Consider the following 26,699-nt stretch of genomic DNA (forward strand, 5'->3'; position numbering starts at 1 on the left):
CCCGTCTTGTGCGGGGCCTTTGCTGTTTTTGACGTCAGCAAAATCCAATGTATCGAGCGATTAATTAATCATATACGCCTTGTGGGTTGCTCCGATCAAGGCCCGTTGATGTCTTTTTTAGGCGTTTAATGCACTGTTTATGATTAAGAAATCGGCACTACTGGAAAGAACTATGACCCGCTATCCACGCTGGAAATTTTTCCTGCTTATGGCTGCACTCGTTGTTTGCAGCCTTTATGCGCTTCCTAATTTGTACCCGGATGCGCCTGCGATTCAGATCAGTCATTCCGAGGCTGGTGGCGAAGTGTCGGCTGTGGCTAGGCAGCGCGTATTAAGTGCCCTGGATGCCGCCGGCCTGGCCCATGGAGACGGTGAGGTTGTTGGTAGTTCATTGCTGGTGCGTATGAACGATACCGAAGCTCAGCTTCGCGCCAAGGATATTGCAGCGTCTACTTTGGGCGATAATTATGTGGTGGCGTTGAACTTGGCGGCAACCACTCCTCAGTGGTTGCGTGATATCGGCGCTAGCCCCATGAATTTGGGGTTGGATCTGCGTGGCGGGGTTCACTTCTTGCTGCAGGTGGACATGGATTCGGTGGTGAAGAGCCGCATGGAAGCCTGGGAAGGCACCGCTAAGTTGACCCTGCGTGACGCAGGGGTGCGTTATCGCGAGGTGTCTGTGGATGGCACAACCCTGATCGCCACCTTTGGAGATCAGGTTGCTGCAGATGCAGCGCGGGCGCCATTGCGCCAGGCGCTGGACAAGCTGGCCATGCAACCGGCCGGAGATAGCCCCAGAATTGTTATGACCCTGAACGAAACGGCCCTGAAAGAAATGCAGGACTACGCCGTAGACCAGAACCGCACCGCTTTGAACAAAAGGGTGAACGAACTGGGTGTGGCGGAAGCGGTGGTTCAGCGTCAGGGGGCAGACCGTATCGTAGTGCAGCTGCCAGGCATCCAGGACGCGGCCACCGCGCGTCGGATTTTGGGCCGCACCGCGACGCTGGAGTTTCGTTTGGTGGACAATAGCGTGTCCTCCGCTCGCCTACGTTCTGGCATGGCGCCGCCGGGGTTGGAGTTTTTTCCGTTCAAGGGGCAAGAAGGCCGGATAGTGGCCTTGAACAAGTCCAGCATTGCCACCGGGGATCAGGTGATTGACGCCAAGATGGGCTTTGATCAGCAGAACGGTCAACCGGAAGTCAACGTAACACTGGATTCCGATGGCGCCCGCCGTATGCAGCGTGTTACCGGCAAGAACGTGGGTAACCCCATGGGGGTGCTGTTCATCGAAACCAAGACCGACGTGAAAAAGGTGATCGACGAAGACGGCAACAGCGTTGAGCAGATGACCAGCAGCACTGATAAGTACGTCATCAACGTGGCGACTATTCAGAGCACCCTGGGTAGCCGTTTCCGGATTACCGGGCTGGATAACCCGGCGGAAGCCTCCGAATTGGCACTGCTGCTGCGTGCCGGCTCACTGGCTGCGCCGGTGAGTATCGTTGAAGAGCGTACGGTTGGGCCGAGCTTGGGCGCGGAGAATATTGAAGCGGGCCTTAAGTCCATGGCTTTAGGGCTGGCATTAGTGCTGGCCTTCATGGTGCTTTGGTACAAAGTATTTGGCTTGATTGCTAATGTGGCGCTGCTCGGTAACTTGGTAATCATTGTTGGTGTTATGTCGTTGATTCCCGGCGCTACCATGACTCTGCCGGGTATTGCCGGGATCGTACTGACGGTGGGTATGGCGGTAGACGCTAACGTTCTGATCTTCGAACGTATTCGTGAAGATCTGCGCCGGGGTCTGAGTCCACGCCAGGCTATCGAAGAAGGTTACGCCCGTGCATTTACCACTATTCTTGATGCCAACATTACGACCCTGATTGTGGCGGTGATTTTGTTTGCAGCAGGGACCGGTTCGGTACAGGGTTTTGCGGTGACCTTGTTCATTGGCATCCTCACCTCCATGTTCACGGCGATTATCGGTACCCGTGCCATGGCAGAAATGATTTACGGTCGAGGCGCTCGCGCCCCGAGCAAATTGAGCATCTGAGGCGGTTATGAGTAAAGCACCCATGAACATCAATTTTATGGCCGCCCGCAAACCGCTGGGTGTTCTGTCGCTGGCGTTGGTAATTATTTCCGTCGTATTGTTGCTGACCCGAGGGCTCAACCTGGGCTTGGACTTTACCGGTGGTACGACGGTCGTGGTGAAAAGCCCGACAGATGTGGAGCTGTCCCAAGCCCGTGATGATCTTACTGAGGCCGGCTTCGGCGATGCCGTTGTGCAGCATTACGGCTCACCTAAGGAGGTGAATATCCGTGTTGCACCCAAGGACGATGCGGATGCGGATAAAGTCGGCCAGAATGTCTTCAATGTGCTTAAAGAGCACAATGCAGATCTGGAACTACTGAAAGTAGAGTTTGTTGGTCCTCAGGTGGGTGACGAACTTCGTGATGAATCCGGCACCGCCATGCTATTGGCCCTTGGCTTGATGATGCTGTACGTGTGGTTTCGGTTCTCCAACAAGTTCGGTGTAGCTACCGTACTTGCACTGTTTCACGATGTGATCATTGTGCTGGGGTTGTTTGCACTGATTCAGTGGCCTTTCGACCTGACGGTGCTGGCGGCGGTGCTGGCGCTGATCGGTTACTCGCTTAACGACTCCATCGTGGTGGCTGACCGGATACGGGAAGATTTTCGCAGTACCCGGGAGACGGATCCGGTGGCTATCATTAATGGTGCGGTGAACCAGACCTTTACCCGGACGATTAACACCTCGGTTACTACTTTGCTGGTATTGGTGGCGTTGTACTTCTTTGGTGGCGAAGTGATGCGAGCTTTCTCTGAGGCATTGCTGGTGGGGGTTTTAGTGGGTACCTATTCGTCCATCTATGTGGTGAGCAACATCCTCTTCATGATGAAGGTCAGCAAGGAAGACTTTATGATTCCGGAGCCGGAAGAAGTGGATGAAATGCCGTAACGGTAATGGATCGTTAATAGTGGTTAATCGATAGTGAAAGGCCGTGACGTTGTCACGGCCTTTTTGTTTTTGGGTTGGCGGTGGAAATAGCGCAATAAGTGGAGCAAGCAATGAAAACTTTTTTAACGATAATATTGCTGTCTTTGGTGTCGGTAGCCGTACACGGTGAAGAGCCGGGAGGTAAGGTTGCAGCAGCAAAAGAGGTTTTAGTGGCCAGTAACGCTAAAGCCATTTTTACTGAAGCGCGCAAGCAAATAGAAAGTATGACCGACCAGGCGTTAGCGAAAACAATTCCTGCTGATAAAAAGGGCATGGTGGAACGTTATAAAAAGCGTGTGCAAAGTATTCTTGATGAAGGATTAAATTGGGGTGCCATGGAGGCACAGATGCTGGATATTTATCAACGGACTTTTTCGCAGAAAGAGATGCAGGATATGGCCACCTTCTATCAGTCAGAAAGTGGTCAAGCGATCATGAAAAAGATGCCGAAAGTGATGGCAGAGTCCGTGCAGATTTCCCAGCGGCAAATGCAGCATGTGATGCCGTCCTTGCGGCAAATGTTCTCTGATATGGAAGCTGAGCTGGCTCATACTGAAGTGCAAAAGCAATAAAACTAATGTGGCTGAATAAGAAAGGTTCGGCTGTGTGGCTCCTTCGCTGTGGGGGTAAACCGGCATGTGCGAGAGAAAGAATGCAGGCCGGTATGGTATGGCAATTCGCCCAACCCGGCCTGCAGTTTTTAACTCAGCTGAAGTTCTGTTTTTCCATCCAGGGAATAATTCGGCTAAAGGCTTCTTCTATCTGATCCAATGATGTGGAATAACTGATACGTAGGGCATTTCGGCCTGCGTCCCCAAAGGTATCGCCAGAAATAGTACAGACCCCGGTTTCGCGCAGTAGTTTCAGGGCCACGTTCGCGCCATCAACCCCTTCCGGTAATGAAGGGAAAAGGTAGAAGGCTCCGTCGGGTTTGTAGCCGGTTAGGTGCGGCGTTTGCTCTACTAGTTCTACCAACCGATCTCGGCGACCTTGATACTCCTCTACCATGTTGTCGATGAATTGATTGCTGCCACGCAGGGCCGCAACGCCGGCCCATTGGCAGGGGGTGTTGGCAACGGTGGTGGTGAACATATGGTAGCGGCGTAGTTTTTTAATCGCCCCTTGGCTGCCAATGAGCCAGCCAACACGCATGCCCGCCATGGAGAAGGTTTTCGAGAAGCTGCTGATGACCATGACATGGTCCAAGTCTGGGCAGCTGGAGAGTACGCTAGGGTAATCTTTTCCATCGTAAATTAGATGGTCGTAGACCTCGTCGCTGATCACATGGATGCCACGGTAGGCGGCTTCTTCGACAATGGCGTCAATGGTTTCCCGCGGGTAGATGGTGCCAGTGGGGTTACTGGGTGAGTTAAGGATCACCGCAAAGGTGTTGGGGCCCATGGCATCAATGACCTCCTGCGGATCCAGTTGGTGATTGTTCTCGGCACGGGTGGCAATGCTGCGCACGATGCCGCCGTTCATGCGGATCAGTGGGCCATAGAGCATGAAAGAGGGGTCCGGCACGATGAATTCTCGGCCGGGCGCCGAGGTGGCGGTTAATGCCAGATACAGAGCTTCGGTGGCACCGGTGGTGACTAAGAAGTTTTCCGGCACTAGGGTGCGCTGGTACCGCTTGCTGTAATACTCAGCCAAAGAGTCCAGTAGTTCGGGTAGGCCCGCATCCATGGTGTAACCGGTCTGGCCAGCATAAAGTGCGTCCACCCCGGCCTGAATTACATGCTCTGGCGGTTTGAAATCGGGCTGACCGATGGATAAATGAATGACATCATCCATGTCCGCGGCCAAGTTCACCATACGACGGATACCTGGCACTGGAATGGTCAGCAGGGCCGGGTTCCAGATGGGGTCTTCGCTTTCGTAGAAATCTGTGTCCAGATTGCTGTTTCCCATTAAAGATCTCCTTTCCTTAGGCGCCTTTCAGCAGTTCATCCAGCAGAGGGGGGAGGTGCACAAACGGCTGTGCCTGCTCGAAGGCGTGGCCAGCGGCGAGCACTCGGGCATCGTCGAAGCGGGCCCCCACAATCTGTAGCGCCATGGGTAGGCCATTGCTGCTGAGCCCCAGCGGGACAGACAGGGCTGGCTGACCGGTCATGTTGAAGGGGTAGGTGAAGGGCGTCCATGTGGGCCAACGGGTGCTGGGCCAGTCCACGGGCACTTCCCGGTTGGTGTCGAATGCCTCGATAGGCAGACAGGGGGTGATAAGCAGGTCGTATTTAGTATGGAATAGGGCCATCCGTTCACTCACCGCCATGCGTTCATTCATGGCGCCGAGATAGTCCAACATACTTAGCTTTTCCGCTTTGCTTGCTACTTCGACCAGAGCAGGGTCCATTAGGCTGCGCTGGCGTTCACCTAAGTCGCGCATGGCGTTGGCGGCGCCGCTATAAAATAGGTGACTGAAAGCTGCAAGAGGGTTGCTGAATCCCGGATCCACTTCGCTGACGGTGGCGCCTAAGGATTCGAAAACCCGGGCCGCTTCGCGGGTGGCCTTTTCGATTTCAGGATTGACGTCCACGTAACCTAGGGTGGTACTTAGGGCGATACGCAGACCTTTCATTGGCTGTTGTAGCGCAGCTACATAATCAATGCCGCGGCGCGGCGCGGCTAGGCTGTCGCGGGCGTCAGCCTCACTCATTACGGTCATCATCAACGCGGCATCAGCCACGGAGCGGGTCATAGGACCCGCGTGTGCCAGGGTGCCGAAAGGACTGGCGGGCCAGTGAGGAACTTCGCTGAATGTGGGTTTGTGGCCGACGATGCCGCAGAACCCGGCGGGAATACGGATGGATCCGCCCGCGTCGGTCCCTAGTGCCAGCGGTACCATACCGGCGGATACTGCGGCGGCGCTGCCGCCACTGCTGCCGCCGGAGGTTTTGCTTGGGTCCCAAGGGTTGTTGGTGGGACCACAAAGGGGGCTGTCAGTAATCCCTTTCCAGCCAAATTCCGGAGTGGTGGTTTTGCCTAGCGGTACGTAGCCATGACGTTCCAGTGCGGCCACGGCGGGGGAGCGCTTTTCCAGCGTGCTGGCCGGGTCGATGGTTTTAGACCCTTTCAGCGTAGGCCACATGGGCGTGAGGAACACGTCTTTGACGGCCACAGGGACGCCGTCGAGAAGGCCTTCAGCGGTGCCGTTCTGGTATCGCTGCTCCGCGTCGCGAGCCCACTGTAAGGTGGTGTCTCGATCAATCAGACACCAGGCGTTGAGTGCCTCATCATGGCGCTCAATATGGTCAAGCAGAGTATTGCAAACCTCCACGGGGGAGAGGGCGCCGGCCTGGTAAGCGGCTTTCAGCGCCTGGGCGCTCATGGTCAGTAGTTCCTTGCTCATCGACGATCCTCCTGATTTTGATACTGCCTGAGTAGGACACCAGGTATAGGCTATACCGCCTTGTCTGGCATTCTGGGTCAGGCATTACTCACATAGCCGTGTTCCTTGTTGACCGGGTTGTCCAGTGGCTGGCCCCGGCGCCAGCGGTGGAAGTTATCGACAAATTGCTGGCCCAAAGCCTGTCGCCAGCCAATAAAATCCCCGGCCATATGGGCGGAAATCATGACATTGGGTTGATCCCACAGTGGGTGGTTGGGGGGGAGTGGTTCTTCTTCAAACACATCCAGTGCCGCGCCGGCTAGCCGGCCTTGCTGTAGGGCGCGCAGCAGAGCCTCCGTGCGCACAATGGGGCCACGCCCCACGTTGACGAGTGCAGCACCGGGCTTCATTTGGCGAAAGGTGGTGTCGTCAAACAAACCATGAGTGTCCGGCGTCAGTGGTGCGGTGATGACAACGTAATCCGCATCGCAGAGCAGGGCAGGCAGATCCTGCTGGCGGTGTACCCGATGAAAGGCACTGTCGTGGCGAGCGTTGCGGGCAGTGCCTACCACCTGCATGCCCATAGCACGCAATAATGTGGCGACTTCCCGGCCAATAGAGCCTGCGCCAACCACCAGTGCATTGGCGCCGCGTAGCATGGCGGTTTCTCGGTGTTGCCAACGGTGTTGAGCTTGCAGCGCAAGGTTGCCGAAGGAGTCTTTGGCGAACATTAGCAAGGCGCCCAGTACATACTCGGCGATGCCGTGGTCGAAGGTGCCACGGGCATTGGTGACCACAATGTCACTGTGCTTGATGGGGTCGATCATTAACGCATCCACACCGGCGCTGGTAGCGTGGACCCACCGCACCGGGCAATCATCTGGCCACACTTCAGCCAGCAGATCGGTGCGAAAATCGGTGACCACCAGAATGTCGGTCTCCAATAGTGCGCGTTCTAACTGCGCAGGTGTTCGTGCTTCCTGAACCCGAGCTAAGCCCTCTAGGGACTCCAACCCAGGCAGGGCGGGTTCATCTTCGGCCAATAGCACGGTGATGGTGGTCTCGGTCATCAGGGCTCCTTTCTCTTGCTACAAGCGGCAACGCGGGGAAAGTCATAGGGACTCCAGAATCTGCGCCCGCGCTTGCTGCTTAGCGCTTGTAGCTGTTTTTCAGGTTTCTTTCAGTGCGGTATCGAATAGCGCGACCGCCTGCTCGATTTCCGCTTCGCTGACGGTGAGTGGTGGCAACCAGCGTACCACCTGCCCGTGGGTGCCACAGCGCAGCATTAGCATGCCGTTGCTTTCGCAATGCTTGAGCAATTTTCCGGCACGCTCCCCGTCGGGCGTGTGTGGGGCGCTGACTATCTCAAGACCCAGCATCAGGCCCATGCCGCGTATTTCATCGATGCAATCGTGCTGTTTTTGCAGACCTTGCAGGTGAGTAAGTAACTGCTGACCGAGAGCGTCTGCGCGGGACACCAGCTGCTCTTTCTCGATCACGTCTAGGGTGGCTAATGCGGCGGCACAGGCCACCGCATTGGCGCCGTAGGTGCCACCCTGAGAGCCGGGGTAACCCTGAGCCATGATCTCCTTACTGGCGGCGATAGCAGACAAAGGGTAGCCGCTGGCTAGGCCTTTAGCAGTGATAATCATGTCTGGCTGAACGGCAAAATGTTCGTGGCTCCAGAACTTGCCGGTGCGACCAAAGCCTGCCTGAATTTCATCTGCAATCAGCAGAATGCCATATTTATCGCAGCGCTCGCGCAGGCCTTTCATGAAGGCAATAGAGGCGGGGTAGTAACCGTACTCCCCCTGCACCGGCTCAATGATCATCGCGGCGGTATCTGCCGGATTGCACTCGGTGATGAAGATATGGTCCAGCTCGTTGAGGCAATCAGTAACGCATTGGTCCATGTCCTGGCCATAGCGATAGGCGTGGGGGAACGGCGCAATACTGACCCCGGCCATCAGCGGTTGCCAACCGGTGCGTACCTTGCTGGTGGAGGTGGTTAGTGATGCGGCGGCGAGGGTGCGACCGTGGAAGCCGCCTCGGAAAGCGATTAAATTGGTGCGCCCGGTGGCCTGGCGGGCCAGGCGAATGGCTGCCTCTACGGATTCGCTGCCAGAGTTGGAAAAAGCGATTGCATCCAAGCCTTTGGGCAAGTGTTCGTAGAGCCGGTCGGTGAGAGTCAGCATGCTGGGGTGGGTTACCGTGGCGTATTGGGCATGCACCAGCTTGGCAACTTGGGCCTGGGTTGCCGCGACTACTTTGGGGTGGCAATGGCCGGTGGAGGTCACGCCGATGCCGGAGGTGAAGTCCAGCCAGCGATTTCCCTGTTCATCGTAGAGCCAGCTTCCTTCACCGCGCTCTGCGCAAATCCCGCTGGATTGAACCAGTAAGGGGGACAAATGACTCATGGTGCCTCCTTTCTCAATTACTCATTGCCGTCGTTGTCTGTTGCGGTGGCCCTTGGTGAACTGTTTTGTCGCCACCTGTGCAACTCTGTGCCAGCGGAGCGTGGAATACGCCTCGCGGGTAAATTCAGGTTACTGGTTGATGTTACTGGGCCAGCAATGCATAAAGCCGTTGTCCTGTTTCCAGCGTTCCTTTCTCTTGTCTGTGCTGTGGCGAAGTGTCTCCTTCCTTCGCCAAGTCTGCGTTCACTGTGTCATGCAGATGTTGTGCCGCATTGCCCAATGCCGGGTGGTGGTGGGCCAGCCATTCCAGCGTCATAGCTAAGCTGAGCAGGGTTGCGCGGGGGTCCGCCAGGTTTTTTCCCGCGATATCCGGGGCACTGCCGTGCACCGGCTCAAACAGGGCGGGGATGCTGCCGTCTTCCGGGTTGAGATTGGCGGACGGCGCTAGCCCTGGACCGCCACAGAGTACCGCGGCCAAGTCGGTGAGAATGTCTCCATGCAGGTTGCTGGCCACCACCACATCAAAACGCCAAGGGCATTGCACGAATTTCATGCAGGCGGCATCCACCAGCTCATGGTGGGTGTCCACATCGGGGTATTCCCGAGCCAAGCGTAGGAAGGTTTCGGTGTACAGGTCGCCCCAGAATGGTTGGGCATTGCGTTTGGTGATCAAACATACCTGGGCGGACTTTTCATCTTTGAAATGCCGAGGAATGGGGCGTTGCTTGGCCCGCTGGCGAGCCCGTTCGAATGCATGGCGAATCAATCGTTCGGTAGCAGAGGCGGTGAACACTTCCACTTGGGTGGCCACCTCGTGAGGAGTGCCGGCTCGCAGACGACCGCCCTGATTACTGTATTCGCCTTCGCTGTTTTCGCGAATCACCAGCATGTCTACATCGTTGGCACGCGGGTCGCTGAGATATTGGGGAGCACCGGGCTGCCAGCGGGCGGGGCGCTCACAGGCCCACAGGTCCAGTTGTTTGCGCAAGGCCAGCAGCGGTGACAGGGAAATACTGTCGGGGAGTACAAAACGATCCGGGGCGTCTAGCGGCCCGGGGTCGCCCAGAGCACCTAGTATAATGGCATCAAAGCTTCGAAGCTGCTTTACGCCGTCTTCCGGCATCATGTGCCCGTGCTGTTGGTGCCAAGCGTGGGAGGGCCAAGGAAAGGAGGTGTAGGTCAACGGTAACTGAAAGCGATCGATCAGCAGGGTTAGAGCGTGTTCGGCTACGGCCATAACTTCAGGGCCGATGCCGTCGCCGGGGAGCAGGGCGATGTTTAGCCGTTTCGTCATCCTTAACTCCTATTTATGCTTCAAGCTGCAACACGAGGGTAGGTATGAGCAATGCCAGATTCCTGAGCCCGCGACCAATACGGTAAAGTGCGGGCCCATGCCTACCAGATTGATGCTTCATTTACCTCGCGTTGTCGCGCGTCGCTGTATTTAGCTTCCCATGCACAGATATTTTGTTTCCAGATACTCTTCCATGCCCTGGTGGGAGCCTTCGCGACCGAGTCCGGATTCCTTGACTCCGCCAAACGGCGCGGTGGCGTTGGAGATTAGGCCTTCGTTAACGCCGACCATACCGCTTTCCAGCGCTTCGGCGACGCGCCAGCAGCGGTGGATATTGTCACTGTAGAAGTACGCAGCCAGCCCATAGGGGGTGTCGTTGGCAATGCGCAGGGCTTCTTCTTCGGTTTTAAAAGGAATGATGGCTGCCAGCGGCCCGAACGTTTCATCTTGGCAGAGCTGGGCATCGGTGGAGACATTGGTAATCAGGGTGGGCTGTACGTAGTTGCCGCCGCGTTCATGGCGCTGTCCACCGGTGATCACCTTGGCGCCTTTACTCAGAGCATCTTCCAAGTGCTCCATCACCTTGTCGGAGGCGCCGCGGTTGATCAATGCGGCTTGAGAAACGCCTTCATCAAAGCCGTCGCCGACTTTCATGGCTTCGATGGCCACCTTAAATTTTTCCACAAAGGCATCGTGGATGCTTTCTTGGACCAGAAAGCGGTTCACGCAGACGCAGGTCTGGCCGGTGTTGCGGAACTTGCTGGCCATGGCGCCTTCAACCGCTTTATCCAGGTTGGCGTCATCAAATACGAGGAAGGGAGCGTTGCCGCCCAACTCCAGTGAGACTTTCTGGATGTGTTTGGCGCACTGAGCCATCAGCTGGCTGCCCACCTCGGTGGAGCCGGTAAAGCTGAGTTTGCGGACAATGGGAGAATCGGTGATGGCGGTGGAAATGGCACTGGCACTGCCGGTGATAACGTTGAAGACACCCGCGGGGATGCCCGCGCGGGCGGCAAGTTCAGCCAGTGCCAGAGCCGAATAAGGGGTGGCGCTGGCCGGTTTGACCACCATGGTGCAGCCCGCAGCTAGTGCGGCGCCGGCTTTGCGGGTAATCATGGAAGAAGGGAAATTCCAGGGGGTGATTGCAGCGGTGACCCCAATGGGTTGTTTGATGACTACAATCTGCTGCCCGGGTTTGGACGCTGGAATAGTATCGCCATAGGCTCGGCGGGCTTCTTCAGCAAACCATTTCAGGAAAGAGGCTGAGTAGGCTATTTCGCCTTTAGCTTCGGGCAGCGGTTTGCCTTGTTCCAAGGTCATCAGCCGACCCAGATCGTCCTGGTGCTCTATCATCAGGTCGTGCCAGGCCATGAGCAGATTGGCACGTTCAGCGGCGGTCTTATCGCGCCAGCCAGGAAAGGCTTGGTGGGCGGCGTCAATGGCGCGGCGAGTCTCCGTCTCGCCCATACGAGGCGAGGTGCCGATGTCTTCCCCACTTGCCGGGTTGTCGACCGCAAAGGTGGCGCCGTCATCCGCATCACACCATTGACCATTGATGTAGCATTGCTGGCGAAATAGGCCGTTATCAGTGAGAGAAACCATTGTCATGAAGCACCTCTTTGCTGAACTGTTGTGCTTACCACGCTAGCAAAGCATGCCGAGATGTCCATGCGGAAATGAAAAAATTGGTTTGGGATCTAAGGAAAAAAGCAGCAATAAGTGTTTAGCGCCAAGCTGCAACACCAGGAAAGTTGGCTATGGGGTGATGGGATGGAGCCGCGATTCGGAGGTTGGGGAGGAGGATAATGAAGCGCGACTCAAGCTGTGCTGGAGCCGCGTTGTAGCTTGGGCTTGTTTCAGCGTTTCAGCGTTTCAGCGTTTCCGTCAGGTGCGGTTTGATTTTTTGTAGCAGCCCCTTAAAGACCTTTGGACTGCCGGCGACGATGCCTCCGCTTTCCAGGTATTTATGCCCACCGCTCAGGTCGCCCACCAAGCCGCCTGCTTCGGTAATTAACAGTACTCCGGCGGCCATGTCCCATTCGGCCAAGCCGAATTCAAAGAAACCATCCAATCGGCCGGCGGCCAGCCAGGCCAGATCCAGTGCCGCAGAACCGGGGCGGCGTAAGCCGGCGGTGGCCGCGGCCACATCGGCGAACATGCCTAAGTAGGCGTCCATATGCGGCGCCTGGTCTTTACGGAACGGGAAGCCGGTGCCAATCAGGCAACCTTCTAGCCCTGCTCGGTTGGTGCAGCGGATGCGGCGGCCGTTGAGGGCGGCGCCGCGGCCACGGCTGGCGGTGAATTCTTCGTCGCGGTTGGGATCGTAGATCACGGCATGCTCCATTTTGCCTTTGTATTTAAGGGCAATGGAGACGCAATATTGCGGGAAGCCATGAATGAAGTTGGTCGTGCCGTCCAGTGGGTCGATGATCCACTGGTAGTCTTTGCCGTCGCCACTGCCTTCGAGAGCACCGGATTCTTCAGCCAGAATGCTGTGGTCCGGGTAGGCCTTGCGGATCACATCGATGATGCGTGCTTCTGCAGCACGATCTACTTCGGTAACGAAGTCGTTCATGCCTTTTTGCGTAACTGATAAGGGATCACTGCTTTCGGCAGCTCTACGAATCAGAGTACCCGCCTGACGGGCGGCTCGCAGGGCGATATTCACTTGCGGCGCATGCATGGCATCTATCCTCAATATGACGTGTGGCGTAACGGTTTTTAAAGAGCGCGGGGCAGGGAGACTCAAGGTTCCCGTTCCGGGGCGCGGATTGTAGCAGAGCCCGCGCGATCAGGGCAGCCGCCGTGTTAAGATTAGCGCCTTTTTTAATGAGAGGCCTCCCATGTTGGAAAATGTGCGCATCGTGATGGTGGAAACCTCCCACCCCGGCAATATCGGCGCGGCTGCCCGGGCTATGAAAACCATGGGCCTGTCGGACTTGCGGTTGGTGCAGCCACAGTCCTATCCCAGCGTGGAGGCGACCGCCCGTGCCTCCGGTGCCGGGGACGTGCTGGAGGCGGCGCAAGTGTGCAACAGCGTGGATGAGGCGCTGGAAGGCGCCACTTTGGTGATCGGTACTAGCGCGCGCCAACGCCGTATTCCCTGGCCCTGCCTGACGCCGCGCCAGTTGGCTGCACAGCTCTCCCACGATTTGGCCAATGCGCCGCAGGATACCCGCATTGCGGTGTTGTTCGGTCGTGAGGACCGGGGGCTGACCAACGACGAGCTGCGCCGCTGCAATCTCCACGTGAGTGTGCCCGCTAATCCAGAGTATGGGGTCTTGAATGTGGCGTCGGCGGTTCAATTAATCAGTTACGAGTTGCGTCTTGCGTTGTTGGGGGATGATTTCGAGTTGCAGGAATCTCGCTCCCGCCGTGAAGTGATGCCACTGCCAGAAATGTTCTGGGATGAACCGCCGGCCACCAATGAAGCGGTCTCTGGTTTTCTCGATCATTTGGAGAAGGTGATGGCACAGAGTGGTTTTTTAAATCCGCAACAGCCAGGTCAAGTAATGACACGCATGCGTCGTTTGTTCATGCGCGCTCGCCCGGACAAAATGGAAATGAGCATTTTGCGCGGCGTATTGGTGGCGCTGGAGAAAAAAATGCAGCGTGATGAGGGCCGATAGGCCATAGCAAACGGCCACTGGTGTCATCCTAATGGGCCTTGGTCCTAGGTTTCAAAATGAGGTAGTTATGTTGAATCAAGTGCGCGAGGACATTCGTTCGGTCTTTCACCGGGACCCGGCGGCACGCAATACGCTGGAAGTGCTGCTGAATTACCCTGGCTTGCACGCGGTGCTTTTTCATCGCTTGGCGAATGGCTTGTGGACCCGAAACTTTAAGCAGCTAGCGCGCTTGCTCTCCACTTTTTCACGTTGGTTGACGGGCATTGAAATCCACCCTGGTGCCAAAATTGGCCGCCGTTTCTTTATCGACCACGGTATGGGGGTGGTCATTGGCGAAACCGCGGAAATCGGCGATGACGTGACGCTTTATCATGGCGTGACCCTGGGCGGGACCAGTTGGAGTAAAGGTAAACGCCACCCGACCCTAGAAGACGGAGTGGTTGTCGGTGCGGGGGCGAAAGTGTTGGGCCCGTTTACCGTGCACAAGAATGCCAAGATTGGCTCTAACTCCGTGGTCACCAAAGAAGTGCCGGAAGGAGCCACGGTGGTGGGTATTCCTGGTCGGGTAATTAATCATCCGTTGACCGAGAAAGAGAAAACTCGCCAGGAAATGGCCGAAAAAATTGGTTTTCAGGCGTATGGGGTCAGCAATGATATGCCAGACCCGGTGGCTGAAGCGATCCATCTTTTGCTGGATCACATGCATGCGGTGGATAACAAACTGGATCGGGTCTGCACCAACCTGAAGAAGCAGGGCATTCAGGGTTGCGATGAGAAACTGCCGGAGTTGAATAATGAAGATTTCGAGCCGGTGAACGCGGGCGGTACGGACTAGAATCCGTTCAACGTTCAAACCGTTAAAAGTGTAAAGCTGAGGCGCGAATGAGTTTTGGCTTGAGTTGAACAAAAAAAGCCGCGTCCAAAATTTGGGCGCGGCTTTTTTGTGGCCAGGGGCCGTGTCGCTTTAAACGTTGAACCGGAAATGCACCACGTCGCCGTCTTTGACGATGTATTCCTTGCCTTCAAGGCGCCATTTACCGGCTTCCTTGGCGCCTTGTTCGCCATTGTTGGCGATATAGTCTTCGTAGCCGGTGACTTCGGCACGGATGAAGCCTTTCTCAAAATCCGTGTGGATCACGCCTGCGGCCTGGGGCGCGGTGGCACCAACGCGCACGGTCCAGGCGCGTACTTCCTTAACGCCGGCGGTGAAGTAGGTCTGCAGGCCGAGCAAATCAAAGCCGGCGCGAATGACTCGATTCAGGCCCGGCTCTTCCATGCCCAGGTCGGCGAGGAAGTCGGCTTTTTCTTCGTCGTCCAACTCAGCAATTTCCGATTCAATTTTGGCGCAGATGGGCACTACTGAGGAATTTTCTTTCTCGGCCAGGTCGCGCACGGCGTCCAGCAGGGCATTGTCTTCAAAGCCCCCTTCGTCCACGTTGGCGATGTACATGGTCGGCTTCAGCGTCAGCAGATTGAGGCTTTTAATCGCCTTGCGCTCATCGTCTGTGAGTTCCACGGAACGGGCCGGGTCGCCTTCATTAAGGGCGGGCAGTACCTTGTCCAGTACCGGCAGCAAACCTTTGGCGTCCTTGTCCTGACCTTTGGCCGCCTTGGTGGCGCGGAAGTGTGCTTTTTCCACCGTGTCTAGGTCGGCGAGGGCCAGCTCGGTATTGATCACGGCGATATCGTCCAGTGGGGATACCTTGCCCGATACGTGGATGACGTTTTCATCGTCGAAGCAGCGAACCACGTGGGCGATAGCGTCAGTTTCGCGGATGTTGGCGAGAAACTTGTTGCCCAGGCCCTCACCTTTAGAGGCGCCGGCTACCAGGCCTGCGATGTCGACGAATTCCATGGTGGCGGGCAGCACTCGCTCCGGATTGACGATGGCTTCCAGCTTGTCCAGGCGGGGGTCCGGTACTGGAACCACACCGGTATTGGGTTCAATGGTGCAGAACGGAAAGTTCTCGGCATCAATACCCGCTTTGGTGAGCGCGTTGAACAAGGTGGATTTGCCCACGTTGGGCAGACCGACGATACCGCATTTGAAACCCATGACAGACCTCCATTTTTCGAGGCCGCAATGCTACATGAGCGACACGCTACAAGCTACAAGCCTCAACGCGAGGGTCACTTTTCTTGGTTTAAAGCAACGAGTTGCGGGCAGGGTGTGGGCGCGGGGTTGTGGTATCAGGATTGCTCCACAACTTGAAGCGCAGCAGCGGCTTTTATGCCTTGAAGCCGTTGAGTCGGTTCATGGCGCTATTCAGGTCGCCGCGAAGCATATCGGCGGTGTTGTGGACAGCTTCATCGATGGCGCGATCGATCAGGTCTCGGTCGGCTTTGGAGGGTTTGCTCAGCACATGGGGCGTAACCCGGTCAGCAGAGCCGGGGTGGCCGATGCCTAGACGCAGGCGGTAAAAATCACGGCTGTTGCCATGCCGGCTAATAATATCACGCAGACCGTTGTGGCCGCCGTGGCCGCCGCCTTGCTTGAAGCGGGCGCAGCCGGGGGGCAGGTCGAGCTCGTCGTGAGCAACCAGTATCTGCGTAACGGGGATCTTGAAGAAATTCGCCAGAGCGGCGGTGGCCTGACCACTGCGGTTCATGAAGGTGGTCGGTACCAGGAGGCGGATTGTTTCGCCTTCAAAGGAAAAGGTGGCGGTGAGGCCGAAATATTTCTTGTCTTCGGTAAGGAAGACGCCCTGACGTCGGGCCAGGGCGTCCACATACCAGACGCCAGCATTGTGGCGGGTGTCTTCGTATTCGCGGCCCGGGTTGCCCAGGCCTACGATCAGTCGAACGGGATCCGCCACGGTAGGTCTTATTCCTCGCTTGCGGCTTCTTCGCCTTCTGCTGCGTCGTCATCATCGGAAGACGCACGCACTTTGGGTTGGTGAACCGCGGCCACCGGCTGGTCGTGGTCTTCGCCCAGTGCGAGCTGGGTCAGTTCCACGCCTTTCGGCAGTTTCAAATCGGACAAGTGAACAACGGAGTCTAGCTCAGCGTTAGCCATGTCCACCTCGATGAACTCAGGCAGGTGCTGGGGCAGACAGCTCACTTCTACTTCTGCGAAGTTGTGCTGGATCTCGCCGCCTTGCTTTTTCACGCCGATGGAGCTTTCTTCGTTGGTGAAGTGCAAGGGAACGCTCATGGTGATCTTGTGGGTCTTGTCGACGCGCAGCAGATCCACGTGCAGCGGGTGGCCTTTGGCCGGATGACGCTGCATGTCACGCAGTACGGCTTGAACATCAGCACCGTCTAGCTTGAGGGTGAGGATGTGGCTGTAGAACGCTTCGTTTTCCAGGGCTTTTTTCAGCTCGCGCAGTTCAACGCTGATCATCTGCGGCTCGGCTTCGCCACCGTAGAGGATGCCAGGAACACGTTCTTGCAGACGACGCAGGCGGCGGCTCGCACCTTTCCCTGTATCGCTGCGGCTTTCTGCATTCAGCAGGAATTCATTGGACATGGTATGTCTCCAGTATGCTCTCGGGCTTCCCGCGACCAGGTTGGCCAGAGAGGTTGATATAAAACCACGGAGGATTCCGCGGGGGCGCGATTATGCAGGAAAAGCACGCCAGACGCCAGATGCCTGTAGCAAAAGGACATAAAAAACAAAACCCGCTTGAGGGGCGGGTTTCTGGGGTCGGGATTAGCCTGTTGTTATCTGGCGTTTTATACGAGCTCTAACCGATCGAACATAGCGCTCAGGGATTCTTCGTTGTTCACTCGGCGTACGGTTTCGGCCAGCATCGGCGCGAGGCTGAGAACGCGGATATTTTTGCAAGCGCGGCCCGCATCGGATAATGGAATGGTGTCGGTGACCACTAGTTGATCCAATGAGCTGTTGGCAATGTTGTTGATGGCCGGGCCGGATAGAATCGGGTGGGTGATGTAGGCGTAGACCTTGGCCGCGCCGTGTTCTTTCAGGGCGTCGGCGGCTTTACACAGAGTGCCAGCGGTGTCGACCATGTCGTCCACTAACACGCAGGTGCGGCCTTCTACTTCACCGATGATATGCATGACCTGAGAAACATTGGCCTTGGGGCGACGCTTATCGATGATGGCTAGGTCGGCATCATTGAGCTGCTTGGCTAAGGCGCGGGCCCGGACCACGCCGCCCACATCCGGGGAGACTACCATTAGGTCATCATGGCTCTGGCGTTCGATATCCGCCACGATCAGCGGGGTAGCGTAGACGTTGTCCACTGGAATATCGAAGAAGCCCTGGATTTGATCAGCGTGAAGGTCAACGGTGACGACGCGATCAATGCCCACCGCCGTGATCATGTCGGCGACGACTTTGGCGGTAATAGGCACCCGGGCGGAGCGCACGCGGCGATCCTGGCGGGCATAACCAAAGTAGGGGACAACCGCGGTGATGCGGCCTGCGGAGGAGCGACGCAGGGCGTCGGCCATGACCAGCAATTCCATGATGTTGTTGTTGGTCGGGTTGCAGGTGGATTGCACGATAAAAACGTCTTTGCCGCGCACGTTTTCCTGGATTTCCACGGCAACTTCGCCATCGCTGAAGGTGCCCACATCGGCGTTGCCGATAGGCAAGTTCAGGTGTTTGACCATGGCTTTGGCCAGTTCGGGATTTGCGTTACCGGTGAAAACGACGAGCTTGGACACTGGCGCCCCCTGGGGTCTTGCGTCGTGAATTTGGGAACCACTAAGGGGAAGGGTAAGAGGTTCCTCAGAAGAAAAATGGCTGGGGTACCAGGACTCGAACCTGGGAATAACGGGATCAAAACCCGCTGCCTTACCAACTTGGCTATACCCCAACACTCGGTCTCAGGCCCGCTTAAGCGGGTTTGCCTGAATTCTTTGTCTCTCGAAACTTCGCCAGTGCCTCTCCCAGAATCTGGTGGAGAGGGGAAGTGTTACAGCTTCGAGCGACGAAACCTGTCCAGTGTTGTGGCAACTGTTGCAGCAATTGCTGCCCCTGTTGCAATCCGGTCAGACGAGAAAAACAGCAAGCGCCTGTGCCGGTCATACGGGCATTACCCGTATGTTGCTTGAGCCAGTCCAGCGTTTTTCCGATTTCCGGAAAATGCTGGGTTGCTACCGCTTCACAGTCGTTGTGAAATTCGCGGGTTAGCACCGTCTCAAGCGAGGCCGGTAATTTACTGATGGGTGTATCCCTTGTCAATTGCTGGTCGCCGAAAATTCGAGCAGTTGACACATGAATTCCGGGATGAACGACCAAAAAAGCATCATTTGGCAAAATAATGGGGTTTATTTTCTCGCCGACCCCTTCAGCCCAGGCGCTTTTGCCAAACACAAAAACGGGCACGTCAGCCCCTAAGGTCAAGCCGATGTGAGCCAGCTCCTGCAGAGTGAGGCCCAGGGCCCAAAATGCATTCAGGCCCAGCAAGGCGGTAGCCGCGTCGGAGGAGCCGCCGCCCACGCCGCCGCCCATGGGCAGGCGCTTGGTCAGGGTGATGGCGGCACCTTTTGAGCTGCCGGTGTGGGCTTGCAGCGCCCGGGCAGCCTGTAAAATCAGGTTGCTGTCGTCCGTGGGCAGGTCGCTGGCGCCACCTTCCTGATGACATTGTAGTGACAGGGTGTCTGCCGGGGAGAAACGCAAGGTGTCGCCATGGTCGAGCAGGGCGAACACGGTTTGCAGCTGGTGATAGCCGTCGTCACGGCGACCGGTGATGTGCAGGAACAGATTGAGCTTGGCGGGAGCGGGTAACGTTAGTGTCACTGTGCGCCGCCGCCTGGCTGCCAGTCTTTAATCAGCAAAGTAAAGCGATTGCTATTCTGCTGGGCTTTGATTCTGTAGGGAAGGGTGATGCCGGCGGTGGGTTCGTAACGGTCGAAGGTAAGCGACCAGCCCAGCTGTTCAAGGGTGATCAGGCGTTGCTGATCGTCGTACCCGGCTTCAGAGGGTGCGCCGGGCCAAGGCAGGCCGCGAGCCCAGTACTGCAGTGCGGATACGGGCAGCCAGAAGCCGGTGAGATGCCAGGCCAACTCGCCGGGGCTGCGGGCTTGGTAGGTTTCCTTGGCGGTGATTAGTTCCGCGCGGCCGCTGTCCCAATGTAAATCGGCGCTACCAAAGCCCAGCGGGCCGGAGAAGTGGATGTTGCCCCGTTGTGGTTGCTGGCGCCAGTCAAAGGTGGCACTGCCACCATCGTTGACGGTGCGGTAACCCAGCTTGCCATTCATCTGCCACTGTTGGATCTGGCTGGGGTGCTCGAACTGGGTTGTGGTGGTCGGGCGTAATTGGCAGGCGCCTAGGACCAGGGTGGTCAGCGTAAGGCCAATAATGCGGGCAAGGCTCAGGGTCACAGGCGGGCTCCGAGTTTTTCCATGACTTCACGGATATGAGGGGCGTCAGGGGTGTGTTCCAAGGCGTCGCGCCAAACCTGGCGGGCCTGATTTTGCTCACCCAATATCCATAGGACTTCCCCGTAGTGGGCGGCCACTTCTGGGTCGGGGAATTTTTCGTAGGCCTGGCGCAGGTAGTTCCGGGCGGCATCCGGTTCGCCGCGTTTGTAAAGCACCCAGCCCATAGAGTCGAGAATGGCTGGATCTTCCGGGCGCAGCTCTAGTGCCTTGGACACGTACTGATACGCTTCGTCTAGCCGGTCAGTGCGGTTGCCCAGGGTATAACCCAGAGCATTGAGGGCGCTGGCATCCTCCGGATTCAGAATGATAATACGCTTCAGGTCCTTTTCCAGCTGGGCAATGTCACCTATTTTTTCGGCGGCCATGGCGCGGCTGTATAGTAGCTCGGTATTGTCGGGCTGGTCGCGCAAGGCATCATTGATCAGGGAGATGGCGCCTAATGGGTCGCCGTTATTGCTGCGCATTTCCGCTTCGGTAATGGTCAAGCTGTCTTGTAATTTTGGCTGTTGTTGAGCCAGGTTATGCATTAGGGCATGGCCTTGGCTGGTATTGCCTTGCTGGTAGAGAAGTTGGGCTGCCTGCACCCGAGCGCGGATAGCTTGGGGGCCGCCCACTTTCAGGTAATGCTCGACGGCGTTATCTAGGTCCATTTCCTGCTCGGCGGCTTGGGCCAGGTACAATTGGATATCGTCGGGCCGGTAGTTGTAGGTGAGCAGAGCCTTGAGGTGGGTCTGGGCTGCGTTGCTGGCGCCTGCTTCCAGCGCCAATAGGGCCAGAGAAAATCGCAGATCCAAGTCTTGAGGGTTTTGCTCAGCCATAATCGCCAGCTGCTTTTCTGCGTCTTCCAGCTCGCCGGATGTTAGTAGCATACGCACATAAGCGATGCGCGGGCGTTGTGCCTGAGGGTACTTGCGCACCAGTTTTTTTAGGTGGCGCAGGGCTTTTTTCTGGTCTCCTGTTTCGTAAAGGAGCTGAGCCTTGAGCAACAAGGCATCTTCATGGCGCGGCATCAGCTTGAGAGTACGCTCGGTGGCCTCCAGGGCGGGTTGAGGTTGCTCTTCGTGTTCCAGCCACAGAGCCCGGGCATACCACAGTGGGGCCTGATCCGGGTAGCGATGGGTTAGCTGGGCCAGCGCTTCCACTAGCTGTAAGTTTCCTTGCGCACCCAGCCCGCGGGCTTGGTTGACCAATCGGCCCAGGGCGTCTTCGCCGTGGGCGCTGAGTAGCTGATCCAGATAACGGGTGGTCGTTGCGGTATTGCCAAGCCGAATTTCGGACAGGATGGCCACTTGCAGGGCGTCTTCGTTGTGTGGCGACGTTTCCAGCCAGAGTTCGCTCATGGCTAGTGCCTGTAGCGGGTCTTCCAGGTAATGGGCCAGCTGGGCTGCCTGACTTATTACGTTCGGATCACGTGTACTCTGGGCGGCTCGACTGTAATAGCCCAGGGTGACGCCCAGCGATTGACGTTGGGCGGCGACTTCTGCCACTAGCAGGTCAGACAGCGTTTCGCTGTCGTAAGTGGGGGCGCTGGCCATCGACGTGGAAGGCCCCGTTTCGGTGGCCGGGGTGGTGGTCTGGCTAGCGCAGCCATGGATCAGAAGGGCGCAGCACAGAGGCAGAATTGAGAAGCGGGTCATTAAGGTCGGTATGCCTATTTTCTGTTTCGGCTATCATGGCACAGCGATTGGCTATTGCCCAAACCTCCACGTTGTTGGTTTGAGCGATGCGCCTTCGCTATCGGCCCTGACATTGTTTTGAAGGGCGCTTTCGCGCAAAATGCCACACCCTTGCGCCCCGGCTTTCCGGGGCTCCGGGCTGGCCGGGTACGATCGCCCGCTGTCATTGTCGGGCACAGGAAACTATGAATCTAGTCGCTGTCGGCGTAAATCACACCACCGCGGATGTGGAACTACGCGAACGTCTGGCGTTTTCAACGCAGCAGGCGGAGGTGGCGTTGGCCAGCTTGCGTGAGATGCCCGGGGTGCGGGAAGCTGCATTGCTGTCTACCTGTAACCGCACCGAACTGTATTGCCTCACTGACGACGTCACTCCAAATTTTGCTCAATGGCTGGCCTCTAGCCGCAATCTGTCCGTCGAACGACTCTCCACGGTGCTGTATCAGCATACCGGTGAGCAGGCGCTGGAGCATATGATGCGGGTAGCTGGCGGTCTGGATTCGCTGGTACTGGGCGAGCCACAAATTCTTGGTCAGATGCGTGAAGCCTATGCTCGAGCCCATGAGGCTGGCTTGCTCAACGGCGAGTTGTCGCGTTTGTTTCAGGAAGTCTTTTCGGTAGCCAAGCGGATCCGTACGGAAACCGGTATCGGTGCTAACCCGGTGTCTGTGGCCTATGCGGCAGTTTCGTTTGCGCGTCACATTTTTGCTGACCTGAAAAAAAGCCGGGCGCTGCTGATTGGTGCCGGTGAAATGATTGAGCTGGTGGCGCGACATTTGAGTGAGCAGCAGGTGCAGGAAATTACCATTGCCAATCGCACTCAGGAGCGAGCCTCGGAGTTGGCCGCCGCCGTGGGGGGGCGTGGTATCAGCCTAGAAGAATTGCCGGTGGCGCTGGAGCGTGCGGATATCCTGATCTCATGCACCGCTGCGCCGTTGCCGATTATGGGCAAGGGTATGGTGGAGCGGGCGCTGAAAAAACGCCGTCACCGACCCATGTTTATGGTGGATATTGCCGTGCCACGGGATATCGAACCGGAAGTGGGCGAACTGGGTGATGTCTACCTGTATACGGTGGACCATCTGCAAGAAGCGATTCAGGAAAATGTCCGTTCTCGTCAGCAGGCGGCCCAGGAGGCCTCAGAGCTGATTCGAGATGCCATTGTGCGCCACCGTCGTCAGCGCCGTGAACAGGATGCCGTTAAGGTGCTGCGTGATTATCGTGAGCAGCGCAAGGCTATGGCGGAAAGCGAACTGGAAAAAGCGTTGCAGCAGTTGCGCAATGGTGGCGATGCGGAGCAGGTGCTGCGCAGGTTTCAGCATTCGCTGGTGAACAAGTGGCTGCATTCCCCCAGCGTGACCTTGCGCAAAATGGCCGCGGATGGCCGCGCCGAAGCCCTGTTGCTGGCTCGTGAGTTGCTGCTCGACGACGACCAGTCGTAGCGCAAAGAACTCTCTCGATGTATCGAATTTTTGCGTGCGCCCGCCGGGCGGCGTATTTGCGTGAAGCGTGGAAGCGAATTTATGAAAGCGTCATTGCAAGGCAAGCTCGATAAGCTTGCAGACCGGTTTGAAGAGTTGGCGGGGCTATTGTCCGATCCGGATGTGATTAGCAACCAGAACCAATTCCGTGACCTGTCCCGGGAATACGCTGAAATTGATCCAGTGGTGAAGTGTTATCGCCAATACCAGCAGGCCGTGGAGGATCATGGTGCGGCTAAAGCGATGCAGGACGACAGCGACGCGGATATGCGTGAGATGGGCGCGGAAGAAGCCCGTGATGCTCAGGAGCGCATGGAGGCGTTAGCGGCAGAGCTGCAAAAGCTGATGCTACCGAAGGATCCCCGCGATGGAGCCAATGTGTTTCTTGAAGTTCGCGCCGGCACGGGGGGGGACGAAGCGGCCATTTTTGCCGGAGACCTATTCCGCATGTATTCCAAGTATGCGGATCAACGGGGTTGGAAAGTGGAGATGGTGAGCGCCAGTGAGGGCGAGCATGGCGGCTATAAGGAAGTGATTGCACGGGTGATTGGCGATGGCGTCTATTCGCGGATGAAATTTGAATCCGGAGCCCACCGGGTGCAACGGGTGCCGGCCACAGAATCCCAGGGGCGTATTCATACCTCTGCCTGCACAGTGGCGATTATGGCTGAAGCGGAAGACCTGGGGGATATCAAGATTCGCACTGAAGACCTGCGTATTGATACCTATCGTTCCTCCGGTGCTGGCGGTCAGCACGTTAACACCACGGATTCGGCTGTGCGCATTACTCACTTACCCACCGGGGTGGTGGTGGAGTGCCAGGATGAGCGTAGCCAGCACAAGAACAAGGCTCGGGCTATGAGCCTACTGAGCGCTAAGCTGTATGACGCGCAGCAGAATGCGGCCCATGCCGAGCAGGCTGCGGAGCGTAAATCCCTCGTCGGGTCCGGCGATCGTTCAGAGCGTATCCGTACCTATAACTATCCTCAGGGACGAGTCACTGATCATCGTATTAATCTTACCCTTTACCGGTTAAATGAAATCGTTGAAGGAGATTTGGATGAGATTTTGGGTGCGTTGCTGGCAGAGTATCAGGCGGATCAGCTAGCGGCCTTAGGCGAGCATTAACCGTGCGCATTGATGACGCCCTGCGCCAGGCTCGCCATCGGTTGGCGTCATCCCCTTGCGCAGCGCTGGATGCCCAAGTGTTGCTTTGCCATGTGCTGGAGCAATCTCGTACATGGCTGTTTACTTGGCCGGAGCGGGAACTGACCAGGGCTCAGCAGGCGGAGTTTGAAGCCCTGCTGGCTCGCCGTGAGCAGGGTGAGCCCGTGGCCCACCTGATTGGAGAGCGGGAGTTTTTTGGCCGCCGGTTTAGTGTAACCGCCGATACTCTGATTCCACGCCCCGATACTGAAACCTTGGTGGAACAGGTGCTTGCGCTGGCATTGCCTGCTAACGCACGGGTCGTGGACTTGGGAACCGGTACCGGTGCTATCGGTATTACCCTCGCTTTGGAGCAGCCGGCTTGGCAGGTGACGCTGGTGGACAATAGCGCGGCGGCGCTGCAAGTGGCAGCGGCAAATGCCCGCCAGTTGGGGGCTACAGTGCGTTGCCTGCAAGGCAGCTGGCTGACCCCCTGTGATGGTTTTTTTGACCTTGTCGTTAGCAACCCTCCTTACATTGAAGATGGCGACGTCCATTTGGCACAAGGCGATGTGCGTTTCGAGCCTCGCTCGGCCCTAGTGGCCGGCGATCAGGGGTTGGCGGATCTGATCACCATTGCGCAGCAAGCAGCAGGTAAGCTGGTTGCTGGCGGTTGGTTGTTGCTGGAGCATGGCTTTGAGCAGGGTGACGCGGTACGGGCGTTGTTGGCCGACATTGGCTTTGAAGACGTGCGTACAGAGCAGGATCTGGGCGGAAATGATCGGGTAACCTTAGGCAAGCAATGTGCTGCTGGATCCAAGAGTTGAACATTTGCACAGCAAAGCCAGGAACGGATCTGTTGGGTGCACGAAGTGCAGCAAGCTGTACCATAGAATCCCACGCCTTTGAGTGCCAGGGAGACGATTATGCTCAACGATGACCAGCTGCTTCGCTACAGTCGCCAGTTGATGGTGGAAGAATTCGATTTGCCTGGGCAAGAAGCTTTGAGCAAGGCGCGGATATTGGTGGTGGGTTGTGGTGGCCTAGCCAATCCTGCTGCGCTGTATTTGGCGGGTGCTGGGGTGGGGCAGCTGGTGCTAGCGGATGACGACCGGGTGGAGTTGAGCAACCTGCATCGACAGGTGGCGTTTCGGGGTGACCAGCTGAATCAGGCCAAGGCGGAAGCCTTGCGCGATCAGTTGCAACTGTTGAATGCGGATGTGGATATTCGTTCCGCTGTGGTGCGGGTGGATGATGCGTGGCTGAATGAGGCTGTTGCTGACGCCACCCTAGTACTGGACTGCACTGACAATTTTTCCACTCGCCAGGCCATCAATCGTGCCTGTGTGGCGCACCGTACACCGCTGGTCAGTGGCGCCGCTATTCGCATGGATGGTCAGTTGGCGGTGTTCGATTTACGCACGGAAGACAGCCCCTGTTATGCCTGCGTGTACGGCGAGGGTTCAGAGGGGGATCTGGCCTGTAGCGAGGCGGGGATTCTCGGGCCTGTAGTGGGTATGGTGGGCACCTTGCAGGCATTGGCGGCCATACGAACCCTCACCGGTACCTCTGTGGCATCGGTTCTGCATTTGTTTGACGGTCGGACATTGAGTTGGCGCCAAGTGGCGATTCCCCGTGACCCCGAATGCCCGGTTTGCGCGATGAATTAGTTGTCGGGCTGATTGTCCGTGGCCGTGGGTATATCTTCCATGCCTTCGGCCATGATCGGCGGTTCTTCCGCCATTAAGCCAATCAGAACCAGAATGATGACAACAATCAAAAAAGCCCATCCGATGAGATGTTTCATTGTGAGCGCCCCTCCTTGGGTGGTTGTTTACGTTGTGCTTTGTTGCCTAGGCGTCGGCGCTATCGAATCAGGCCGACAGATATCCGTTACCTGACTACACCATGATGTTCCCTGCCAGGCTATGCCGCTACCAAGCTGATGGATCATGCTTGGGCTGGTTCGAATCAGATTAATGGACACGCGCTTGGGCTTGTTGACTATCGAGCAGCGGGCTGCCGCACTGCGCGGGGCCAATAGCGCCAGTAACCTCTCCCTTCGCCGGCATGACCAACCGCCGGGTTATCCACCAGAGCCTCTACATTAGCCTCGAATAGGCTGAATACATAATTGGCGGGTTTTCTTTTTCAAATAATAGCATCGCCGAACTCAAAATAGGCGATGCTCAATGTGGTGTGATGCTTGTCAGAAATATAGGGGGCAAGAGTCATGTCAGCATGCTCTGCTGGTTGGTGGTGATGTGTGCTCAGAGCCGAGCGATCTGTTCGTCGGCAACAAGGGCGCGTTTGCGCGTCAGGGTGGGCCATGCTCCCTTGGTTTCTAT

24 protein-coding genes and 1 tRNA gene are annotated in these 26,699 nt (G+C 57.0%); 9 read left to right on the top strand and 16 right to left on the bottom strand.

Annotation, left to right across the window (positions count from 1 at the left end):
• Positions 1–172: 172 nt before the first annotated feature.
• The 3 genes from secD to AS19_RS02630 all read left to right on the top strand — a co-directional run bounded on the left by secD (position 173) and on the right by AS19_RS02630 (position 3,595).
• Complete coding sequence (secD, locus tag AS19_RS02620; RefSeq protein WP_041704835.1) at positions 173–2,053, top strand: protein translocase subunit SecD; 1,881 nt, start codon at positions 173–175, stop codon at positions 2,051–2,053.
• Positions 2,054–2,060: 7 nt separating this feature from the next.
• A complete protein-coding gene (gene secF, locus AS19_RS02625) occupies positions 2,061–2,984 on the top strand; it encodes a protein translocase subunit SecF (protein WP_011587790.1) in 924 nt (307 codons plus the stop codon).
• A gap of 110 nt (positions 2,985–3,094) precedes the next feature.
• Positions 3,095–3,595: a DUF2059 domain-containing protein gene (locus AS19_RS02630; RefSeq protein WP_046961670.1), complete on the top strand. Its 501-nt coding sequence runs from the start codon at positions 3,095–3,097 to the stop codon at positions 3,593–3,595.
• 133 nt (positions 3,596–3,728) lie between these two features.
• On the opposite strand, the gene AS19_RS02635 is transcribed toward AS19_RS02630, so the two are convergent.
• From AS19_RS02635 to suhB, 7 genes are all read right to left on the bottom strand, one after another.
• Complete coding sequence (locus AS19_RS02635; RefSeq protein WP_046961671.1) at positions 3,729–4,934, bottom strand: pyridoxal phosphate-dependent aminotransferase; 1,206 nt, start codon at positions 4,932–4,934, stop codon at positions 3,729–3,731.
• Between the two features lie 16 nt (positions 4,935–4,950).
• Positions 4,951–6,372 (bottom strand): amidase, encoded by a 1,422-nt coding sequence (locus AS19_RS02640; protein ID WP_011587793.1) that lies wholly within the window; start codon positions 6,370–6,372, stop codon positions 4,951–4,953.
• Positions 6,373–6,449: 77 nt separating this feature from the next.
• Entirely contained in the window at positions 6,450–7,421 is a 972-nt protein-coding gene (locus AS19_RS02645) for a D-2-hydroxyacid dehydrogenase (protein WP_011587794.1), read from the bottom strand.
• 99 nt (positions 7,422–7,520) lie between these two features.
• Complete coding sequence (locus tag AS19_RS02650; protein ID WP_046961672.1) at positions 7,521–8,768, bottom strand: aspartate aminotransferase family protein; 1,248 nt, start codon at positions 8,766–8,768, stop codon at positions 7,521–7,523.
• A gap of 142 nt (positions 8,769–8,910) precedes the next feature.
• On the bottom strand, positions 8,911–10,062 hold the full coding sequence (locus AS19_RS02655; RefSeq protein ID WP_011587796.1) for an isocitrate/isopropylmalate dehydrogenase family protein: 1,152 nt from the start codon (positions 10,060–10,062) through the stop codon (positions 8,911–8,913).
• 150 nt (positions 10,063–10,212) lie between these two features.
• Positions 10,213–11,664: an NAD-dependent succinate-semialdehyde dehydrogenase gene (locus AS19_RS02660; RefSeq protein WP_231860985.1), complete on the bottom strand. Its 1,452-nt coding sequence runs from the start codon at positions 11,662–11,664 to the stop codon at positions 10,213–10,215.
• Positions 11,665–11,926: 262 nt separating this feature from the next.
• Positions 11,927–12,745, bottom strand: a complete 819-nt coding sequence (gene suhB / locus AS19_RS02665) for an inositol-1-monophosphatase (protein WP_011587798.1) — start codon at positions 12,743–12,745, stop codon at positions 11,927–11,929.
• A gap of 160 nt (positions 12,746–12,905) precedes the next feature.
• Here suhB and AS19_RS02670 point away from each other — a divergent pair, with 160 nt between their 5' ends.
• Entirely contained in the window at positions 12,906–13,691 is a 786-nt protein-coding gene (locus tag AS19_RS02670) for an RNA methyltransferase (RefSeq protein WP_011587799.1), read from the top strand.
• Positions 13,692–13,758: 67 nt separating this feature from the next.
• Positions 13,759–14,526: a serine O-acetyltransferase gene (gene cysE, locus AS19_RS02675; RefSeq protein WP_011587800.1), complete on the top strand. Its 768-nt coding sequence runs from the start codon at positions 13,759–13,761 to the stop codon at positions 14,524–14,526.
• 129 nt (positions 14,527–14,655) lie between these two features.
• Here the strand turns inward: cysE and ychF are convergent, their stop codons facing one another.
• The 8 genes from ychF to AS19_RS02715 all read right to left on the bottom strand — a co-directional run bounded on the left by ychF (position 14,656) and on the right by AS19_RS02715 (position 21,685).
• Complete coding sequence (ychF, locus tag AS19_RS02680) at positions 14,656–15,747, bottom strand: redox-regulated ATPase YchF (RefSeq protein WP_011587801.1); 1,092 nt, start codon at positions 15,745–15,747, stop codon at positions 14,656–14,658.
• 172 nt (positions 15,748–15,919) lie between these two features.
• On the bottom strand, positions 15,920–16,507 hold the full coding sequence (gene pth, locus AS19_RS02685; RefSeq protein ID WP_011587802.1) for an aminoacyl-tRNA hydrolase: 588 nt from the start codon (positions 16,505–16,507) through the stop codon (positions 15,920–15,922).
• Positions 16,508–16,515: 8 nt separating this feature from the next.
• Positions 16,516–17,160 carry a 50S ribosomal protein L25/general stress protein Ctc gene (locus AS19_RS02690; protein ID WP_011587803.1) on the bottom strand — a complete coding sequence of 215 codons (645 nt, stop codon included), beginning with the start codon at positions 17,158–17,160 and terminating at the stop codon, positions 16,516–16,518.
• A gap of 206 nt (positions 17,161–17,366) precedes the next feature.
• Positions 17,367–18,326: a ribose-phosphate pyrophosphokinase gene (locus AS19_RS02695; RefSeq protein ID WP_011587804.1), complete on the bottom strand. Its 960-nt coding sequence runs from the start codon at positions 18,324–18,326 to the stop codon at positions 17,367–17,369.
• A gap of 76 nt (positions 18,327–18,402) precedes the next feature.
• Positions 18,403–18,478 (bottom strand) — tRNA-Gln (locus AS19_RS02700).
• Positions 18,479–18,498: 20 nt separating this feature from the next.
• A complete protein-coding gene (gene ispE, locus AS19_RS02705) occupies positions 18,499–19,404 on the bottom strand; it encodes a 4-(cytidine 5'-diphospho)-2-C-methyl-D-erythritol kinase (RefSeq protein WP_011587805.1) in 906 nt (301 codons plus the stop codon).
• On the bottom strand, positions 19,401–19,988 hold the full coding sequence (lolB, locus tag AS19_RS02710) for a lipoprotein insertase outer membrane protein LolB (RefSeq protein ID WP_011587806.1): 588 nt from the start codon (positions 19,986–19,988) through the stop codon (positions 19,401–19,403). The genes ispE and lolB overlap by 4 nt, the downstream gene beginning before the upstream one ends.
• On the bottom strand, positions 19,985–21,685 hold the full coding sequence (locus AS19_RS02715) for a tetratricopeptide repeat protein (protein ID WP_035460566.1): 1,701 nt from the start codon (positions 21,683–21,685) through the stop codon (positions 19,985–19,987). The genes lolB and AS19_RS02715 overlap by 4 nt, the downstream gene beginning before the upstream one ends.
• Before the next feature lie 224 nt (positions 21,686–21,909).
• Here AS19_RS02715 and hemA point away from each other — a divergent pair, with 224 nt between their 5' ends.
• The 4 genes from hemA to AS19_RS02735 all read left to right on the top strand — a co-directional run bounded on the left by hemA (position 21,910) and on the right by AS19_RS02735 (position 26,021).
• The gene (gene hemA, locus AS19_RS02720) at positions 21,910–23,166 is read left to right on the top strand and encodes a glutamyl-tRNA reductase (RefSeq protein ID WP_011587808.1); all 1,257 of its coding nucleotides are present in this window, start codon (positions 21,910–21,912) and stop codon (positions 23,164–23,166) included.
• An 81-nt stretch (positions 23,167–23,247) separates the two neighbouring features.
• Positions 23,248–24,333: a peptide chain release factor 1 gene (gene prfA, locus AS19_RS02725; RefSeq protein ID WP_011587809.1), complete on the top strand. Its 1,086-nt coding sequence runs from the start codon at positions 23,248–23,250 to the stop codon at positions 24,331–24,333.
• Positions 24,334–24,335: 2 nt separating this feature from the next.
• Positions 24,336–25,178, top strand: coding sequence for a peptide chain release factor N(5)-glutamine methyltransferase (gene prmC / locus AS19_RS02730; protein ID WP_011587810.1), 843 nt, complete (start codon positions 24,336–24,338; stop codon positions 25,176–25,178).
• A gap of 99 nt (positions 25,179–25,277) precedes the next feature.
• Positions 25,278–26,021, top strand: a complete 744-nt coding sequence (locus AS19_RS02735) for a molybdopterin-synthase adenylyltransferase MoeB (protein WP_011587811.1) — start codon at positions 25,278–25,280, stop codon at positions 26,019–26,021.
• Here the strand turns inward: AS19_RS02735 and AS19_RS14075 are convergent.
• On the bottom strand, positions 26,018–26,158 hold the full coding sequence (locus AS19_RS14075; RefSeq protein ID WP_155849259.1) for a hypothetical protein: 141 nt from the start codon (positions 26,156–26,158) through the stop codon (positions 26,018–26,020). The genes AS19_RS02735 and AS19_RS14075 overlap by 4 nt on opposite strands.
• Positions 26,159–26,699 lie beyond the last annotated feature (541 nt).

It is taken from the genome of Alcanivorax sp. NBRC 101098 (genome assembly GCF_001010505.1).
In the GTDB taxonomy this organism is placed as follows: Bacteria; Pseudomonadota; Gammaproteobacteria; order Pseudomonadales; family Alcanivoracaceae; genus Alcanivorax; species Alcanivorax borkumensis.

Coding starts and splice junctions, on each gene's coding strand:
- AS19_RS14075 (WP_155849259.1), bottom strand. CDS start 26,158: ATGAAACATCTCATCGGATGGGCTTTTTTGATTGTTGTCATCATTCTG.
- AS19_RS02690 (WP_011587803.1), bottom strand. CDS start 17,160: ATGTCCAATGAATTCCTGCTGAATGCAGAAAGCCGCAGCGATACAGGG.
- AS19_RS02650 (WP_046961672.1), bottom strand. CDS start 8,768: ATGAGTCATTTGTCCCCCTTACTGGTTCAATCCAGCGGGATTTGCGCA.
- AS19_RS02640 (WP_011587793.1), bottom strand. CDS start 6,372: ATGAGCAAGGAACTACTGACCATGAGCGCCCAGGCGCTGAAAGCCGCT.
- AS19_RS02655 (WP_011587796.1), bottom strand. CDS start 10,062: ATGACGAAACGGCTAAACATCGCCCTGCTCCCCGGCGACGGCATCGGC.
- prfA (WP_011587809.1), top strand. CDS start 23,248: ATGAAAGCGTCATTGCAAGGCAAGCTCGATAAGCTTGCAGACCGGTTT.
- secD (WP_041704835.1), top strand. CDS start 173: ATGACCCGCTATCCACGCTGGAAATTTTTCCTGCTTATGGCTGCACTC.
- AS19_RS02635 (WP_046961671.1), bottom strand. CDS start 4,934: ATGGGAAACAGCAATCTGGACACAGATTTCTACGAAAGCGAAGACCCC.
- AS19_RS02715 (WP_035460566.1), bottom strand. CDS start 21,685: ATGACCCGCTTCTCAATTCTGCCTCTGTGCTGCGCCCTTCTGATCCAT.
- secF (WP_011587790.1), top strand. CDS start 2,061: ATGAGTAAAGCACCCATGAACATCAATTTTATGGCCGCCCGCAAACCG.
- hemA (WP_011587808.1), top strand. CDS start 21,910: ATGAATCTAGTCGCTGTCGGCGTAAATCACACCACCGCGGATGTGGAA.
- suhB (WP_011587798.1), bottom strand. CDS start 12,745: ATGCATGCGCCGCAAGTGAATATCGCCCTGCGAGCCGCCCGTCAGGCG.
- ychF (WP_011587801.1), bottom strand. CDS start 15,747: ATGGGTTTCAAATGCGGTATCGTCGGTCTGCCCAACGTGGGCAAATCC.
- AS19_RS02735 (WP_011587811.1), top strand. CDS start 25,278: ATGCTCAACGATGACCAGCTGCTTCGCTACAGTCGCCAGTTGATGGTG.
- AS19_RS02670 (WP_011587799.1), top strand. CDS start 12,906: ATGTTGGAAAATGTGCGCATCGTGATGGTGGAAACCTCCCACCCCGGC.
- AS19_RS02630 (WP_046961670.1), top strand. CDS start 3,095: ATGAAAACTTTTTTAACGATAATATTGCTGTCTTTGGTGTCGGTAGCC.
- AS19_RS02645 (WP_011587794.1), bottom strand. CDS start 7,421: ATGACCGAGACCACCATCACCGTGCTATTGGCCGAAGATGAACCCGCC.
- AS19_RS02660 (WP_231860985.1), bottom strand. CDS start 11,664: ATGGTTTCTCTCACTGATAACGGCCTATTTCGCCAGCAATGCTACATC.
- cysE (WP_011587800.1), top strand. CDS start 13,759: ATGTTGAATCAAGTGCGCGAGGACATTCGTTCGGTCTTTCACCGGGAC.